This is a genomic window from Streptomyces sp. NPDC014870 (assembly GCF_043081505.1).
GTDB lineage: Bacteria > Actinomycetota > Actinomycetes > Streptomycetales > Streptomycetaceae > Streptomyces.
Window position 1 is genome coordinate 304,499 of record NZ_JBIBWQ010000003.1, and the last position, 15,162, is coordinate 319,660.

Genomic DNA, 15,162 nt, shown 5'->3' on the forward strand with positions numbered 1-15,162 from the left:
GACGGCCGGCCGGGGGACGGTCAGCGGTCGAAGTCGAGCTCCACCTCGGCGGTGGCCGGATGGGACTGGCAGGCCAGGACGTATCCGGCTTCGGTCTCCTCCGGTTCCAGGGCGAAGTTGCGGTCCATGCGGACCTCACCTTCGACGAGGAAGGCGCGGCAGGTGCCGCACACGCCGCCCTTGCAGGCGTAGGGGGCGTCGGCGCGGGCGCGGAGCACCGTGTCGAGGAGGGTCTCGCCTTCCTGGACGGGCCAGTTGCCGGAGCGGCCGTGCAGGGTGGCCGTCAGTGTGGCGTGGACGGGTGCGGCGCTCGTGGGGGCCGGGGCGGGGGCCGAACCGTCGTCGACGTGGAAGATCTCCTGGTGGATCCGGGAGCGTTCGACGCCGAGTCCGCGCAGCGCGCGTTCGGTGGCGGTGACGAGGCCGAAGGGGCCGCACAGGAACCAGCCGTCGATCTCGTCGACGGGGAGCAGCGCGGGGAGCAGGCCGGTCAGCCGCTCCTGGTCGAGGCGGCCGGACGGGAGGCCCGCCTGCTGTTCCTCGCGGGAGAGGACGGTGACCAGCTGGAAGCGGTCGGGGAAGCGGTCCTTGAGGTCGGCGACCTCGTCGAGGAACATCGTGGAGGAGGCGGTGCGGTCGCTTCGCACGAGGCAGAACCGGGCGTCCGGCTGCTGGGCGAGCAGCGTGGCCGCCATCGACAGGACCGGGGTGATGCCGCTGCCGCCGACGACGGCCGCGAAGCGGCCCGGGCGGGGCGTGAGGGTGAATCGGCCCATGGGCTCCATGACGTCGACGGTGTCGCCGACGGCCAGTTCCTTCAGGGCGTAGGTGGAGAACTCTCCGCCGTCGACGAGCCGGATGCCGACGCGCAGGACGGGGTCCTGGCCGGTGGGGGCCGCGGGCGCGCAGATGGAGTACGTACGGCGGATCTCCTCGCCGCCGCGTGCGGTGCGGCGCAGGGCGAGGTGCTGGCCGGGGGTGTGGCGGTAGGCGTCGCGCAGTTCGGCCGGTACGGCGAAGGTGACGGCCACCGAGTCGTCCGTGAGCTGCTCGACCTCGCTCACCCGGAGCGGGTGGAAGGCGGCCCGTCCGGCTCCTGAGGACACCATCTACAGCTCCTTGAAGTGGTCGAACGGTTCGCGGCAGGCGGTGCAGCGGCGCAGCGCCTTGCAGGCGGTGGAGGAGAAGCGGCTGAGCAGCTCGGTCTCCGTGGAGCCGCAGTTCGGGCAGTGGATCGCCAGTGTCACGGGCACGGGGCCGCCGGCCGCGGCCGGCCCCTGGGGGCGGGGCGGGGCGATGCCGAACTCGGCGAGCTTGCGCCGTCCTTCGTCGCTGATGTCGTCGGTGGACCAGGCGGGGGCGAGGACGGTGACGACGGAGACGTCGGCCATGCCGTGGGCGTGCAGGGCGTGTTCGATGTCGGAGGACATCGCCTCGATGGCGGGGCAGCCGGTGTACGTCGGGGTCAGTGCGACCTCGACGCGGCCGGGGCCGAGGACCTGGACGCCGCGCAGGACGCCGAGTTCGCCGAGGGTGAGGACGGGCAGCTCCGGGTCGGGGACGGCGCCGGCGATCCGGCTCAGTTCCCGCTCCAGGTCGGTCATCCCGGGACGGGTGGCGGTCACCATGCCGCCCCCGGGTGGCTGCGGTGCAGGTGCTGCATCTCGGCGAGCATCCGTCCGAAGGACTCGGTGTGCAGGCCCTGCCGGCCGGCCCCCGCACGCCAGCCGCCGGTGTGGGGGCCGGTGGGGACGGTGAGGGTGGCTCGGGTGAGGACGGCGGTGACGGAGTCCAGCCAGGCGGCCCGCAGGGCCTCGGGGTCGACGTCGAGGCCGGGGACGGGCTGGAACAGCTCGCCGGTGTAGCGCCAGAGGGCGTCGCAGGCGCGCTGCATGCGCTCGTGGCTCTCGGTGGTGCCGTCGCCGAGGCGGAGGGTCCAGTGCTCGGCGTGGTCCTGGTGGTAGGCGACTTCCTTCACGGCCTTGGCCGCGAGTCCGCTCAGGGGGCCGTCGCCGGCCGCGAGCTGGGCGAAGAGGAGCCTTTGGTAGGTGGAGAAGTAGAGCTGGCGGGCGATCGTGTGGGCGAAGTCGCCGTTGGGCTGCTCGACGAGCTGGGTGTTGCGGAAGGCCCGTTCCTCGCGGAGGTAGGCCAGTTCGTCCTCGTCCCCGACGAGGGAGAGCAGGACGCGCGCCTGGCCGAGCAGGTCGAGCGCGATGTTCGCGAGGGCGACCTCTTCCTCCAGGACGGGGGCGTCGCCCGCCCACTCCCCCAGTCGGTGGGAGAGCACCAGGGCGTCGTCGCCGAGGGCGAGCGCGGCTTCGGCGATCACGGTGGTGCCCGCGTGCGCGGTGGTCGCGTTCGTCTCGGTGGTCTCGGTGGGGCCGCTCACAGGTGCTTCACCCCCTCGGGGATCTCGTAGAAGGTCGGGTGCCGGTAGGGCTTGTCCGCCGACGGCTCGAAGAAGGGGTCCTTCTCGTCCGGCGAGGAGGCGGTGATCGCGGTGGAGGGCACCACCCAGATCGAGACGCCTTCGCTGCGGCGGGTGTACAGGTCGCGGGCGTTGCGCAGGGCCATTTCGGCGTCCGGCGCGTGCAGGCTGCCGGCGTGGGTGTGGGAGAGGCCGCGGCGCGAGCGCACGAACACCTCCCACAGGGGCCATCCGTCGGTGGTCATGCCCGTGCCTCCCCGTGCTTGTCGGCGTATGCCGCCGCTGCTTCTCTGACCCAGGCCCCGTTCTCGTGGGCCTGGCGGCGCCGGTCGAGCCGCTGCTCGTTGCAGGGGCCGTTGCCCTTGAGGACGTCCTGGAACTCGGCCCAGTCGATGGGGCCGAAGTCGTAGTGCCCGCGCTCCTCGTTCCACCGCAGGTCCGGGTCCGGGAGGGTGAGTCCGAGGGCCTCGGCCTGGGGGACGGCGATGTCCACGAACCGCTGGCGCAGTTCGTCGTTGGAGTGCCGCTTGATCTTCCAGGCCATGGACTGGGCGGAGTGCGCGGATGCGTCGTCCGGCGGGCCGAACATCATCAGCGAGGGCCACCACCAGCGGTTCACGGCGTCCTGGGCCATGGCGTGCTGGGCCTCGGTGCCCCGGGAGAGGGCGAGGAGGGCTTCGTACCCCTGGCGCTGGTGGAAGGACTCCTCCTTGCAGACGCGGACCATCGCGCGGGCGTACGGCCCGTAGGAGCAGCGGCAGAGGGGGACTTGGTTGGTGATGGCGGCGCCGTCCACCAGCCAGCCGATGGCGCCGACGTCGGCCCAGGTCAGCGTCGGGTAGTTGAAGATCGAGGAGTACTTCTGGCGGCCGGAGTGGAGCTTGTCGAGGAGCTCGTCGCGGCTGGTGCCGAGGGTCTCCGCCGCGCTGTACAGGTACAGCCCGTGGCCGGCCTCGTCCTGGACCTTGGCCATGAGGATCGCCTTGCGGCGCAGCGAGGGCGCGCGGGTGATCCAGTTGGCCTCCGGCTGCATGCCGATGATCTCGGAGTGGGCGTGCTGTGCCATCTGGCGGACGAGCGAGGCCCGGTAGGCGTCCGGCATCCAGTCGCGGGGCTCGATGCGCTCGTCGGCGGCGACGGCCGCGTCGAACACCGCCTCGTAGGCCGCCTGCGCCGCCGCGTCGGACGCGGCCGTCTCAGCGGCCGTGCCCGGCGTGCCCTGCGTGGCCGCCCTTTGTTTCTGTGCGTCCGTGGTCACTGCGGTCGCTGCCGTCCCTGCGGTCATCGGACCCCCTACCGACCGATCGTTCGGTTGAATGACTTCAATGGTCGGTCGGCGGCCCGTATGGTGTCAACCCTGTGCATGGCCGAGGGTGGACGGATCGGGGATCGGGGCGGGGATGGAAGCGCAGGTCGACGCGGACGACGCGGGCGTACACGAGGAGCAGCAACCGCCCGGGCCGGAGCCGCGGGAGGGACGCGGCCAGGGGGCCGGGATCGCCTCGCTCTCGCTCCCGTACCAGGTCGCCGCGGCCGTCGCGCTCGCCGGTGTGGCGGTCTTCGCCTGTGTCCACCTCGCGATGGTGTTCCTGCATGTCGCGCCGTCGAACACGCTGACCAAGCAGAACGGCGAGGCGGTGGACGAGTGGGTCTACCCCGAGTTCGAACAGAACTGGAAGCTCTTCGCCCCCAATCCGCTCCAGCAGAACATCGCGGTCGAGGTCCGCGCCGAGGTCGAGGGCGCTGACGGCGCCGAGCGGACCACCGGCTGGATCGGACTGAGCGCGCAGGACGCGGAGGCGATCCGCGGCAACCTGGTGCCCAGCCACACCGAGCAGAACGAGCTCCGCCGGGCGTGGGACTTCTATCTGAACACCCACACCGACGACCACCGGCCGAACGGTCTGCGCGGTGTTCTCTCCGAGCAGTACATCCGCCGGATCGTCATGCTCCGGCTCGACGGGGCGGACCTCGGCGGCACGGTGGAGCGGATCCAGCTCCGCTCCGTGACGCGCGTCGTGCCCGCTCCGTCGTGGAGCAACGAGAAGACGAACACGGACCCCTCCTACCGGGAGTTTCCGTGGTGGAAGGTGACCGCCGCCGATCTGCCGGCCGGGGCACGGGACGACCGCGCGGAGGCGGGCCGATGAACCGATCGACCACACCCCCGGAGCCCGGGAACGCCGGCACGGCGCCCCACGAGTCCGCGGCCCACGAGCTCGCGCCCCACGAGTCCGCGGCCCGCGAGCCCTTCGACCGGCGGCTCGCGCGGGGCATCCAGCGGATCACGTCCTCGGCCCTCGGCCCGTACCAGACCGCCATCGTCCGTATCGGCATCTCGCTCACCTGGCTGTTCTTCCTACTGCGCGAACTGCCCCACCGCCATGAGCTCTACGGCCCCGACGGCCCCTGGGCCTGGGAGATGGGGCGCCGCCTGATCGCCGAGAACGAAGCGTTCACGGTGCTCATGTGGTCGGACAGCGCGGTCTGGTTCGAGATCGTCTACGCGCTCGCCCTCCTCTCCGCCCTCCTGATGCTGCTCGGCTGGCGCACCCGTGCCGTGTCGGTGGTCTTCATGGCCGGTGTGCTGTCCCTGCAGAATCGCTCCGTCTTCATGGGCGACGGCGGCGACAACGTCATCCACCTCACCGCGATCTACCTCGTCCTCACCCGCTGCTCCCGCGTCTGGTCCCTGGACGCCCGCCGGGCCGCTCGCGAGGCCCGCGAGGCGGAGGCGGGCAAGGCGCCCCGGCGCGATGTCGTCGGACCGCTGCTGTGGACGGTGCTCGGCGGGCTGCTGCTCGCCACCACCTACTTCTCCGAGACCAACGGCACGGCCTGGCTGCTGGTGCTGCTGTGGGTGCTGTGGCTGGGGCAGGCGCTGTGGTGGCTGGTGTGCCGCTACGCGCCGGGCGAGCCGCGCACGCTGCTCGACGTCCTCGCCAACCTGGTGCACAACGCCGCCCTCGTCGTGATCATGGCCGAGGTCTGTCTGATCTACGCGACGGCCGGCTGGTACAAGATCCAGGGCTCGCGCTGGCAGGACGGCACCGCGCTCTACTACCCGCTCAAGCTGGACTACTTCTCGCCCTGGCCCGCCCTCTCCGATCTGCTCGGATCCAGCGGCATGATCGTGATGGTGCTGACCTACGGGACCGTGCTGATCCAGGTCGCGTTCCCCTTCGCTCTGTTCAACCGCAAGGTCAAGAACGTCCTGCTGGTCGCGATGATGCTGGAGCACGCCGGGATCGCCGTGCTCCTCGGGCTCCCGCTCTTCTCGCTGGCGATGATCTCGGCGGACGCGGTGTTCCTGCCGACGGCGTTCCTGGTGTGGCTGGGGGCGCGCGCGGGGCGCGGCAGGGACCGGCTGCTGTCCCGCGAGCGCGGGACGGTGCCCGACCAGCGCCGTGCGGACGAGGAGGCCGCCCCCCGTACCCTCGTGGGGTGAGCACCGCTGAACAGTCCGAGCCGATCCAGTACGACGACGGGTACGCCCCCGAGGTCGGCGTGGGGCCGCATCCGCTGCCCTGGCCGGACGGCGAGCGCTACGACCCGGAGCTGCTGGCCGGCGGGGACCGGCGGAACGTCGTCGACCGGTACCGGTACTGGACGCGGGAGGCGATCGTCGCCGACCTGGACACCCGGCGGCACGACTTCCATGTCGCGGTCGAGAACTGGGGCCACGACTTCAACATCGGGTCGGTGGTGCGGACGGCCAACGCCTTCCTGGCGAAGGAGATCCACATCGTCGGGCGGCGACGGTGGAACCGGCGTGGGGCGATGGTCACCGACCGCTACCAGCACGTCCGCCACCACCCGGACACCGTGTCGCTGACGGCGTGGGCGGCGGCGGAGGGCGTGCCGATCATCGGCATCGACAACCTGCCGGGGGCGGTGCCGCTGGAGCGGACCGTGCTGCCGCGGCGCTGTGTGCTGCTGTTCGGTCAGGAGGGCCCGGGCCTCACCGAGGAGGCCCGGAACCACGCCGAGATGGTCTGCTCGATCGCCCAGTTCGGCTCGACCCGGTCGATCAACGCGGGCGCCGCCGCGGCGATCGCGATGCACGCGTGGGTGCAGCGGTACGCCGAGATCACCCCGGGCGGCTGACCGCCCGTCGGTCTGAGCGGCCCGTGGGCCCCCGCGGTCCCGCGGAGGCCCCTGAGGGCCCCCGCGGGCGCCCGGGGTCACGCCTGGCGGCGGACCTCCACCACGCGGAAGCGGTTGGCGACGAACGCTCCGTCGCACAGGGCCGCGTTCGCCGCCGGGTTTCCGCCCGAGCCGTGGAAGTCGGAGAACGCCGCCGTCTGGTTGACGTAGACCCCGCCCGTCAGGTTCAGCGAGAGCTGGGCCGCCTCGTCCAGGCAGACCTCCTCGATGGCCCGCTCGGTCTCGGCCGAGGTGGTGTACGCCCCGACGGTCATCGCGCCCTTCTCGCGGACCGTGCGCCGCAGCAGCTCCAGCGCGTCGACCGTCGAGTCGACGGAGACGGCGAAGGAGACCGGGCCGAAGCACTCGGAGAAGTAGGCCGCCTCCGGGTCCGGCTTCGAGCCGTCCAGCTTGACGATGACCGGCGTACGGACGACGGCGTCGGGGAAGTCCGGGTTCGCCACCTCGCGGGAGGCGAGCGCCACCTCGCCGAGGCCCGCGGCGGCCTCCAGGCGCGCCTTCACGTCCGGGTTGACCAGGGCGCCGAGCAGCGCGTTCGCCCGGGCGTCGTCGCCGAGCAGACCGCCGACGGCCGCCGCGAGGTCGGCGACGACCTCGTCGTACGACTTGGGTCCGGCGTCGGTGGCGATGCCGTCGCGGGGGATCAGCAGGTTCTGCGGGGTGGTGCACATCTGGCCGCTGTACAGGGACAGCGAGAACGCCAGGTTGGACAGCATCCCCTTGTAGTCGTCGGTGGAGTCGACGACCACCGTGTTGACGCCGGCCTTCTCGGTGTACACCTGCGCCTGGCGGGCGTTGGCCTCCAGCCAGTCGCCGAAGGCGGTGGAGCCGGTGTAGTCGATGATCCGGATCTCGGGGCGCACGGCCAGGGTCTTGGCGATGCCCTCGCCCGGCCGCTCGACGGCCAGCGCGACCAGGTTCGGGTCGAAACCGGCCTCGGCGAGGACCTCGCGGGCGACGCGGACCGTGAGCGCCAGCGGGAGGACGGCGCGCGGGTGCGGCTTGACCAGAACGGGGTTGCCGGTGGCGAGGGAGGCGAACAGGCCCGAGTAGCCGTTCCAGGTGGGGAAGGTGTTGCAGCCGATGACGAGCGCGATGCCGCGCGCGACGGGCGTGAACGCCTTGCTCAGCTCCAGCGGGTCCCTCTTGCCCTGCGGCTTGGACCAGTCGGCGCGGCCGCCGGGGGTCCGGGTCTGCTCCGCGTACGCGTAGGCCACCGCCTCCAGGCCGCGGTCCTGGGCGTGCGGGCCGCCGGCCTGGAACGCCATCATGAAGGCCTGGCCGCTGGTGTGCATGACGGCGTGCGCGAACTCGTGGGTGCGGGCGGAGATCCGGGCGAGGATCTCCAGACACACCAGGGCGCGGACCTCGGCGCCGGCCTCGCGCCAGGCGGCCATGCCGGCGCGCATCGCGGGCAGCAGGACGTCGATGTCGGCGTGCGGGTACTCGATGCCGAGCGCCGGGCCGTACGGCGAGGTCTCGTCGCCGGTCCAGCCGTCCGTGCCGGGCTGGTCCAGCTCGAAGCGGGTGTTCAGCAGGGCCTTGTACGCCTCGAGGCCGCCGGCGGCGTCCAGCGAGCCGTTCTCGCCGTAGGCCTTGGGGTGCTCGGGGTGCGGGGACCAGTAGGCACGGGTGCGGATCGTGTCCAGTGCCTGGTCGAGTGTGGACCGGTGCTTCTGGGCCAGAGCGTCGGTGGTCAGCTGAGCGGCGGCCATTGCGGGACCAACTCCTCGTCGAGCTAGATCGGTTCGGCGCGTGTGACGCCTGCGCGGTGCCCTCCGCGACGGTGGTCGTGGAAGACGGGTGGGCAGGGACGAACGGACAGAGTTAGAGTAACCGAACGATCGGTCGGGACAAGGGGGTCTGTCGAAGCTGTGGACAACCCATCGGGGAGGATCAGCCGTATGACCGCCAATGTGAGCGACTCCGCGCCGGACGCCGCCCCGGCCACGGCCCAGGACCCCGGCGCCGAAGCCCTCGACCGGAGCCGTACCGTCGCCGTCGTCGGCACCGGGACCATGGGCCAGGGAATCGCGCAGGTCGCCCTGGTCGCCGGGCATCCCGTACGGCTCTACGACAGCGCCCCCGGCCGCGCCGAGGAGGCCGTGACCGCGCTCGCCGGCCGCCTCGACCGACTGGTCGAGAAGGGGCGTCTGGACCGCGCGGAGCGCGACGCCGCCGTGGCCCGGCTGCACCCCGCCGCCGAGCTGACGGAGCTGGCCGACGCGGCGCTCGTAGTCGAGGCGATCGTCGAGGATCTCGGCGTCAAGCAGCGGCTCTTCGCCGACCTGGAGAAGATCGTCGGCGACGACACCCTGCTCGCCACCAACACCTCCTCCCTCTCCGTCACCGCGATCGCCGGCGGTCTGCGGCTGCCCGGCAGGTTCGTCGGCCTGCACTTCTTCAACCCGGCACCGCTGCTGCCGCTCGTCGAGGTCGTCAGCGGCTTCGCCACCGACGCCTCGGCCGCCACGCGCGCGTACGCGACGGCCAAGAGCTGGGGCAAGACGCCGGTGCGCTGCGCCGACACCCCGGGCTTCATCGTCAACCGGATCGCCCGGCCCTTCTACGCCGAGGCGCTGCGCGTGTACGAGGAGGGCGCGGCCGACCCCGCCACCATCGACGCGGCCCTGCGCGAGAGCGGCGGCTTCCGGATGGGCCCCTTCGAGCTGACCGACCTCATCGGCCAGGACGTCAACGAGGCCGTCACCCGGTCCGTCTGGGAGTCCTTCTACCAGGACCCCAAGTTCACGCCCTCGCTCGCCCAGCGGCGCCTGGTCGAGTCGGCGCGGCTCGGCCGCAAGTCGGGGCACGGCTGGTTCCCGTACGGGGACGGCGCCACCGCCCCCGAGCCGCACACCGCGCCGCCCGCCGCGGCGCCGGCCTCCGTCACGGTCCAGGGCGACCTCTACCAGGCACGCGCGCTGGTGGGCCTCTTCGAGGCGGCCGGCGTCACCGTCGAGCGCGCCGACGACGCGGTGCCCGGCTACCCGGGCTGGATCGAACTGCCCAGTGGGACCCGGCTGTTCCTCGCCGACGGCACCGCAGCCGACGACGCGGAGATGCCGGTCGTCCACTTCGACCTCGCCCTGGACTTCGCCGCCTGCGAGCGGATCGTCCTGGCGCCCGCCGCGAGCGTCGACGACGCCTCCCTGCAGGAGGCGATCGGCCTCTTCCAGGCGGCCGGCAAGAAGGTCAGCGTCATCGGGGACGTCCCCGGCCTGATCGTCGCCCGCACGGTCGCGATGCTCGCCGACTTCGCGTACGACGCCGCCGCGCGCGCGGTGGCGGACGCCGGCGACATCGACACCGCGATGCGACTCGGCGTGAACTACCCGCGCGGGCCCCTCGCCTGGGCCGAGGAACTGGGCGCGGGCTGGGTCCTCGGGACGCTCTCCAACCTCCACGAGGAGTACCCGACGGGCCGCTACGCCCCGTCGCAGGCGCTGCGCCGCCGGGTCGCCGCGGAGCAGGCGGCCGCGGACCCGGCGGGCGACACGGCCGGTGAGGAGGCCACGGCATGACGACCGCGAAGCGGGACACCTACACCCCCGAGACGCTGCTCTCCGTCGCCGTACGGGTCTTCAACGAGCGCGGCTACGACGGCACGTCCATGGAGCACCTCTCCAAGGCGGCCGGGATCTCCAAGTCCTCGATCTACCACCATGTCGCGGGCAAGGAGGAGCTGCTGCGCAGGGCCGTCAGCCGGGCGCTCGACGGCCTCTTCGGGATCCTCGACGAGCCGGGCGCGGGGCGGGGCCGGGCGATCGAGCGGGTCGAGTACGTCACTCGGCGCACCGTCGAGGTCCTGATAGCCGAGCTGCCGTACGTGACGCTGCTGCTGCGGGTCCGGGGCAACACCGACACCGAGCGCTGGGCCATGGAGCGGCGCAGGGAGTTCGACCACAGGGTCGCCGATCTGCTCAAGGCGGCCGTGGCCGACGGGGACCTGCGGGCCGATGTGGACATCAAGCTCGCCACCCGGCTGCTCTTCGGCATGATCAACTCGCTGGTGGAGTGGTACCGGCCGCTGCCGGGCGCCCACGCCGAGCGGGACCAGCTGGCCGACACCGTCGTGCACCTGGCCTTCGACGGGCTGCGTACGGCCCGCTGAGGGGCCGCTGAGGCCGGACCGCGGGCAGCCTCGCGGTCCGGGCCGCCGGCGTTCCTGGACACCTCCGGGCCGTCGGCGTTCCCGGACGCCGTCGGTGGGCCCGCCGGCCGGCTGTGCTGCTCCGGACGCCGTCAGTGGTCCGGGTCGAGGTCCGTCTCCTCGAAGACCAGGAGCGTGCGGGTGGAGAGCACCTCCGGGATCGCCTGGAGCCTGGTCAGCACCAGTTCGCGAAGCGTCCGGTTGTCCGGCGTGTGCACGAGCAGCAGGACGTCGAAGTCTCCGCTGACCAGGGCGATGTGTGCGGCGCCCGGCAGCGCCTGGAGCTGCTCGCGCACGGTGCGCCAGGAGTTCTGGACGATCTTGAGCGTGATGTACGCGGAGGCGCCGTGGCCCGCGCGCTCGTGGTTGACGCGGGCGCTGAAGCCGCGGATCACGCCGTCGTCGATCAGCCGGTTGATCCGCGCGTAGGCGTTGGCCCGGGACACATGGACCCGTTCGGCCACGGAGCGTATCGACGCGCGACCGTCCGTCTGCAGGATGCGCAGGATGTCCCGGTCGATCGCGTCGAGCGGGCGGGCCGGCGGGCCCTGCGGCACTCCGGTCGGGCTCGGGGGCAGGGCCTGCTCCCAGCCGTCGGCCATTTGTTCATCCGTCACGTCCCCCCACCTCTCATCCATGGACGACATGTCTCCATCCCAGGCTGTGGAGAACCGATTGTCCACAGGCTGAGGGCGCCTGTAGCCAAAATGGCTCCACGACCGAACAATCGGTAGGTGAGGCGCACCACATTCGCGCCACCCGCCTTCGGGTCTTATGCCCGCTCCCACGAGGAGGTGGACTCGTTGCAACAGCGCAGTTCGACAGTCCAAGAGCCGCCCGGTGCCGCGACCGCCTACCGGCCCACCCCGCCCCCGGCGTGGAAGCCGCGCACCGACCCCGCCCCGCTGCTGCCCGACGCCGAGCCGTACCGGGTCCTCGGCACGGACGCGGCCGCCCAGGCCGACCCCGAGCTGATGCGACGGCTCTACGCGGAGCTCGTCCGCGGCCGTCGGTACAACGCGCAGGCCACGGCGCTCACCAAGCAGGGCCGACTGGCCGTCTACCCGTCGACCACCGGGCAGGAGGCCGCCGAGGTCGCGGCCGCACTGTCCCTGGAGAAGCGGGACTGGCTCTTCCCCTCGTACCGCGACACCCTCGCGGCCGTCGCCCGCGGCCTGGACCCGGTCCAGGCGCTGACGCTGCTGCGCGGCGACTGGCACACCGGGTACGACCCGCGTGAGCACCGTGTCGCGCCCCTGTCGACCCCGCTCGCCACGCAGCTCCCGCACGCGGTGGGCCTCGCGCACGCCGCCCGGCTCAAGGGCGACGACGTCGTGGCGCTGGCCATGGTGGGCGACGGCGGCACCAGCGAGGGCGACTTCCACGAGGCCCTGAACTTCGCGGCCGTCTGGCAGGCCCCGGTGGTCTTCCTCGTGCAGAACAACGGCTTCGCGATCTCCGTGCCCCTGGCCAAGCAGACCGCGGCACCCTCGCTCGCCCACAAGGCCGTCGGGTACGGCATGCCGGGCCGGCTCGTCGACGGCAACGACGCGGTCGCCGTCCACCAGGTGCTGACCGAGGCCGTGGCACGCGCGCGGCGCGGCGGCGGACCGACGCTGGTCGAGGCCGTGACGTACCGCATCGACGCCCACACCAACGCGGACGACGCGACCCGCTACCGCGGGGACGGCGAGGTCGAGGCCTGGCGGGCCCACGACCCGATCCTGCTCCTGGAGCGGGAGCTGACGGAGCGCGGCCTGCTCGACGAGGACGGCAGGCGGGAGGCGGCCGAGGCCGCCGAGACGATGGCGGCGGCGCTGCGTGAGCGGATGAACGCGGAGCCGGTCCTGAACCCGATGGATCTGTTCGCGCACGTCTACGCCGAACAGACGGCACAACTGCGCGAGCAGGCGGCGCAGCTGCGGGCCGAGCTCGACGCCGAGAGCGAGGCCTGATGACCACCGCGCAGCAGACGCCCCAGAAGAAGGTCGCGGCCAAGCCCGCCACCATGGCGCAGGCGCTCCAGCGGGCGATGCGCGACGCGATGGCCGAGGACCCGACCGTCCACGTCATGGGCGAGGACGTCGGCACGCTCGGCGGGGTCTTCCGGGTCACCGACGGGCTCGCCAAGGAGTTCGGCGAGGACCGCTGCACCGACACCCCGCTGGCCGAGGCCGGCATCCTCGGCACGGCCGTCGGCATGGCGATGTACGGACTGCGGCCGGTCGTCGAGATGCAGTTCGACGCCTTCGCGTACCCGGCGTTCGAGCAGCTCATCAGCCATGTCTCCCGGATGCGGAACCGCACGCGGGGCGCGATGCCGATGCCGCTGGTGATCCGTGTGCCGTACGGCGGCGGAATCGGCGGTGTGGAGCACCACAGCGACTCCTCCGAGGCGTACTACATGGCGACGCCGGGGCTCCATGTCGTCACCCCGGCCACGGTCGAGGACGCGTACGGGCTGCTGCGGGCGGCGATCGCCTCCGACGACCCGGTCGTCTTCCTGGAGCCCAAGCGGCTCTACTGGTCGAAGTCCGACTGGCGGCCCGAGGCACCGACACCGGTGGAGCCGATCGGCAAGGCCGTCGTGCGGCGCGCGGGCCGTAGCGCCACGCTGATCACGTACGGGCCGTCCGTGCCGGTCTGCCTGGAGGCCGCGGAGGCGGCTCAGGCCGAGGGCTGGGACCTGGAGGTGGTCGACCTGCGCTCCCTGGTGCCGTTCGACGAGGAGACCGTCTGCGCGTCGGTGCGGCGCACCGGACGGGCGGTCGTCGTGCACGAGTCCGCCGGGTTCGGCGGTCCTGGCGGGGAGATCGCGGCGCGGGTGAGCGAGCGCTGCTTCCACCACCTGGAGGCGCCGGTCCTGCGGGTCGCCGGATTCGACATCCCGTACCCGCCGCCGATGCTGGAGCGGCACCACCTGCCGGGCGTGGACCGGGTTCTGGACGCGGTGGCGCGGCTGCAGTGGGAGGCGGGGAACTGATGGCCCAGGTCCTCGAGTTCAAGCTGCCCGACCTCGGCGAGGGGCTCACCGAGGCGGAGATCGTCCGCTGGCTGGTGAACGTCGGCGATGTCGTCGCCATCGACCAGCCCGTCGTGGAGGTCGAGACCGCCAAGGCCATGGTGGAGGTGCCCTGCCCGTACGGCGGTGTGGTGACCGCCCGCTTCGGCGAGGAGGGCACGGAACTGCCGGTCGGCGCGCCGTTGCTGACGGTCGCGGTCGGCGGAGCGCCCGGTGCGGCGTCCCCGACGGCCCCGGCGGAGGCCGGCACGGTCGCGGGCGGCGGCGCCGCGGAGGCGGCCGCCTCCGCGGAGTCCTCGGAGTACTCCGGCAACGTGCTCGTCGGATACGGCACGGCGGGACCGGCGGCCAGGCGTCGCCGGGTGCGGCGCGAGAGCCCGGCGGCGCCGGTGGCCGTCGCTCCGGCTGTCGCCCCCGTGAAGCTGCCCGCCTCGGCTCCGGCCCCCGCGGGGTCCGAGGGCCCGGTGCCGGTGATCTCGCCGCTCGTGCGGAAGCTGGCCCGGGACAAGGGGCTCGATCTGCGGGCGGTACGGGGCTCGGGTCCGGCCGGACTGATCCTGCGGGCCGACGTGGAGTCCGCCGTGGCCGCCGCCGAGACGGCTGCCTCGCGGCCCGTTCCGGCCGTGCCCGCCACGCCTGCCGGGGCCGGTGCGGCCGTCGGCGAGAGGGTGCCGCTGCGCGGGGTCCGGGGCGCCGTCGCCGACAAGCTGTCCCGCAGCCGTACGGAGATCCCGGACGCGACCTGCTGGGTGGACGCGGACGCGACCGAGCTCATGGCGGCGCGGGCCGCGATGAACGCGGCCGGTGGCCCGAAGATCTCGCTCCTCGCGCTGCTCGCCCGTATCTGCACCCACGCGCTCGCCCGGTACCCGGAGCTCAACTCCACGGTGGACATGGCGGCGCGGGAGATCGTCCGGCTGCCGTCCGTGCACCTCGGGTTCGCGGCGCAGACCGAACGCGGTCTGGTCGTCCCGGTGGTCCGCGACGCGGGCACCCGGACGGCGGAGTCGCTGACGGAGGAGTTCGCGCGGCTGACCGAGTCGGCGCGGAAGGGGTCGCTGACACCGGCGGACCTGACCGGCGGGACGTTCACGCTGAACAACTACGGGGTGTTCGGGGTCGACGGATCCACGCCGATCATCAACCACCCGGAGGCGGCGATGCTCGGCGTGGGTCGGATCATCCCCAAGCCGTGGGTCCACGACGGCGAGCTGGCGGTCCGCCAGGTCGTCCAGCTGTCGCTGACCTTCGACCACCGGGTCTGCGACGGAGGCACGGCGGGCGGCTTCCTCCGCTACGTCGCGGACTGCGTGGAGCACCCCGCGGTGCTGCTCCGCACGCTCTGACCCCCGCGCCGGGCCCGGCAAGCGCGCCGACACCCGCGCCGACACC

Annotated in this window: 15 protein-coding genes; 8 read left to right on the forward strand and 7 right to left on the reverse strand. The window is 72.8% G+C overall.

Annotated elements, in window-relative coordinates:
• Positions 1-20: 20 nt before the first annotated feature.
• The 5 genes from ACF09C_RS09960 to paaA are packed head-to-tail and all read right to left on the reverse strand — an operon-like array spanning position 21 to position 3,713.
• Positions 21-1,109: a 2Fe-2S iron-sulfur cluster-binding protein gene (locus ACF09C_RS09960; protein ID WP_392090818.1), complete on the reverse strand. Its 1,089-nt coding sequence runs from the start codon at positions 1,107-1,109 to the stop codon at positions 21-23.
• Positions 1,110-1,628, reverse strand: a complete 519-nt coding sequence (paaD, locus tag ACF09C_RS09965) for a 1,2-phenylacetyl-CoA epoxidase subunit PaaD (RefSeq protein ID WP_392090820.1) — start codon at positions 1,626-1,628, stop codon at positions 1,110-1,112.
• Positions 1,622-2,329, reverse strand: coding sequence for a 1,2-phenylacetyl-CoA epoxidase subunit PaaC (gene paaC / locus ACF09C_RS09970; protein ID WP_392091389.1), 708 nt, complete (start codon positions 2,327-2,329; stop codon positions 1,622-1,624). The genes paaD and paaC overlap by 7 nt, the downstream gene beginning before the upstream one ends.
• Positions 2,330-2,385: 56 nt before the next feature.
• On the reverse strand, positions 2,386-2,673 hold the full coding sequence (gene paaB / locus ACF09C_RS09975) for a 1,2-phenylacetyl-CoA epoxidase subunit PaaB (RefSeq protein WP_362005482.1): 288 nt from the start codon (positions 2,671-2,673) through the stop codon (positions 2,386-2,388).
• Positions 2,670-3,713 (reverse strand): 1,2-phenylacetyl-CoA epoxidase subunit PaaA, encoded by a 1,044-nt coding sequence (gene paaA / locus ACF09C_RS09980; protein ID WP_392090823.1) that lies wholly within the window; start codon positions 3,711-3,713, stop codon positions 2,670-2,672. The genes paaB and paaA overlap by 4 nt, the downstream gene beginning before the upstream one ends.
• Before the next feature lie 115 nt (positions 3,714-3,828).
• Between paaA and ACF09C_RS09985 the strand changes: the two genes are divergently transcribed.
• Genes ACF09C_RS09985 through ACF09C_RS09995 form a run of 3 tightly spaced genes read left to right on the forward strand, consistent with a single transcriptional unit; the run spans position 3,829 to position 6,535 of the window.
• Positions 3,829-4,578, forward strand: a complete 750-nt coding sequence (locus tag ACF09C_RS09985; RefSeq protein ID WP_392090826.1) for a DUF5819 family protein — start codon at positions 3,829-3,831, stop codon at positions 4,576-4,578.
• Positions 4,575-5,876: an HTTM domain-containing protein gene (locus ACF09C_RS09990; RefSeq protein ID WP_392090829.1), complete on the forward strand. Its 1,302-nt coding sequence runs from the start codon at positions 4,575-4,577 to the stop codon at positions 5,874-5,876. The genes ACF09C_RS09985 and ACF09C_RS09990 overlap by 4 nt, the downstream gene beginning before the upstream one ends.
• On the forward strand, positions 5,873-6,535 hold the full coding sequence (locus tag ACF09C_RS09995; protein WP_362428079.1) for a TrmH family RNA methyltransferase: 663 nt from the start codon (positions 5,873-5,875) through the stop codon (positions 6,533-6,535). The genes ACF09C_RS09990 and ACF09C_RS09995 overlap by 4 nt, the downstream gene beginning before the upstream one ends.
• Before the next feature lie 77 nt (positions 6,536-6,612).
• Here the strand turns inward: ACF09C_RS09995 and paaN are convergent, their stop codons facing one another.
• Positions 6,613-8,310, reverse strand: coding sequence for a phenylacetic acid degradation protein PaaN (gene paaN / locus ACF09C_RS10000; protein ID WP_392090832.1), 1,698 nt, complete (start codon positions 8,308-8,310; stop codon positions 6,613-6,615).
• A 189-nt stretch (positions 8,311-8,499) separates the two neighbouring features.
• Here paaN and ACF09C_RS10005 point away from each other — a divergent pair, with 189 nt between their 5' ends.
• A complete protein-coding gene (locus ACF09C_RS10005) occupies positions 8,500-10,119 on the forward strand; it encodes a 3-hydroxyacyl-CoA dehydrogenase (RefSeq protein WP_392090835.1) in 1,620 nt (539 codons plus the stop codon).
• Positions 10,116-10,709, forward strand: coding sequence for a TetR/AcrR family transcriptional regulator (locus tag ACF09C_RS10010; protein WP_392090836.1), 594 nt, complete (start codon positions 10,116-10,118; stop codon positions 10,707-10,709). The genes ACF09C_RS10005 and ACF09C_RS10010 overlap by 4 nt, the downstream gene beginning before the upstream one ends.
• Positions 10,710-10,840: 131 nt before the next feature.
• Here ACF09C_RS10010 and ACF09C_RS10015 read toward each other — a convergent pair whose 3' ends face one another.
• Complete coding sequence (locus tag ACF09C_RS10015; protein WP_392091390.1) at positions 10,841-11,350, reverse strand: Lrp/AsnC family transcriptional regulator; 510 nt, start codon at positions 11,348-11,350, stop codon at positions 10,841-10,843.
• Between the two features lie 192 nt (positions 11,351-11,542).
• Here ACF09C_RS10015 and pdhA point away from each other — a divergent pair, with 192 nt between their 5' ends.
• The 3 genes from pdhA to ACF09C_RS10030 are packed head-to-tail and all read left to right on the forward strand — an operon-like array spanning position 11,543 to position 15,116.
• Positions 11,543-12,703 (forward strand): pyruvate dehydrogenase (acetyl-transferring) E1 component subunit alpha, encoded by a 1,161-nt coding sequence (gene pdhA / locus ACF09C_RS10020; protein WP_362428091.1) that lies wholly within the window; start codon positions 11,543-11,545, stop codon positions 12,701-12,703.
• Positions 12,703-13,731 (forward strand): alpha-ketoacid dehydrogenase subunit beta, encoded by a 1,029-nt coding sequence (locus ACF09C_RS10025; protein ID WP_362428094.1) that lies wholly within the window; start codon positions 12,703-12,705, stop codon positions 13,729-13,731. Before pdhA ends, ACF09C_RS10025 begins: the two co-directional genes overlap by 1 nt.
• Positions 13,731-15,116: a dihydrolipoamide acetyltransferase family protein gene (locus tag ACF09C_RS10030; RefSeq protein ID WP_392090837.1), complete on the forward strand. Its 1,386-nt coding sequence runs from the start codon at positions 13,731-13,733 to the stop codon at positions 15,114-15,116. Before ACF09C_RS10025 ends, ACF09C_RS10030 begins: the two co-directional genes overlap by 1 nt.
• Positions 15,117-15,162 lie beyond the last annotated feature (46 nt).

Coding starts and splice junctions, on each gene's coding strand:
- ACF09C_RS09960 (WP_392090818.1), bottom strand. CDS start 1,109: ATGGTGTCCTCAGGAGCCGGACGGGCCGCCTTCCACCCGCTCCGGGTG.
- paaD (WP_392090820.1), bottom strand. CDS start 1,628: ATGGTGACCGCCACCCGTCCCGGGATGACCGACCTGGAGCGGGAACTG.
- paaB (WP_362005482.1), bottom strand. CDS start 2,673: ATGACCACCGACGGATGGCCCCTGTGGGAGGTGTTCGTGCGCTCGCGC.
- paaA (WP_392090823.1), bottom strand. CDS start 3,713: ATGACCGCAGGGACGGCAGCGACCGCAGTGACCACGGACGCACAGAAA.
- ACF09C_RS09985 (WP_392090826.1), top strand. CDS start 3,829: ATGGAAGCGCAGGTCGACGCGGACGACGCGGGCGTACACGAGGAGCAG.
- ACF09C_RS09990 (WP_392090829.1), top strand. CDS start 4,575: ATGAACCGATCGACCACACCCCCGGAGCCCGGGAACGCCGGCACGGCG.
- paaN (WP_392090832.1), bottom strand. CDS start 8,310: ATGGCCGCCGCTCAGCTGACCACCGACGCTCTGGCCCAGAAGCACCGG.
- ACF09C_RS10005 (WP_392090835.1), top strand. CDS start 8,500: ATGACCGCCAATGTGAGCGACTCCGCGCCGGACGCCGCCCCGGCCACG.
- ACF09C_RS10010 (WP_392090836.1), top strand. CDS start 10,116: ATGACGACCGCGAAGCGGGACACCTACACCCCCGAGACGCTGCTCTCC.
- ACF09C_RS10015 (WP_392091390.1), bottom strand. CDS start 11,350: ATGGCCGACGGCTGGGAGCAGGCCCTGCCCCCGAGCCCGACCGGAGTG.
- ACF09C_RS10025 (WP_362428094.1), top strand. CDS start 12,703: ATGACCACCGCGCAGCAGACGCCCCAGAAGAAGGTCGCGGCCAAGCCC.
- ACF09C_RS10030 (WP_392090837.1), top strand. CDS start 13,731: ATGGCCCAGGTCCTCGAGTTCAAGCTGCCCGACCTCGGCGAGGGGCTC.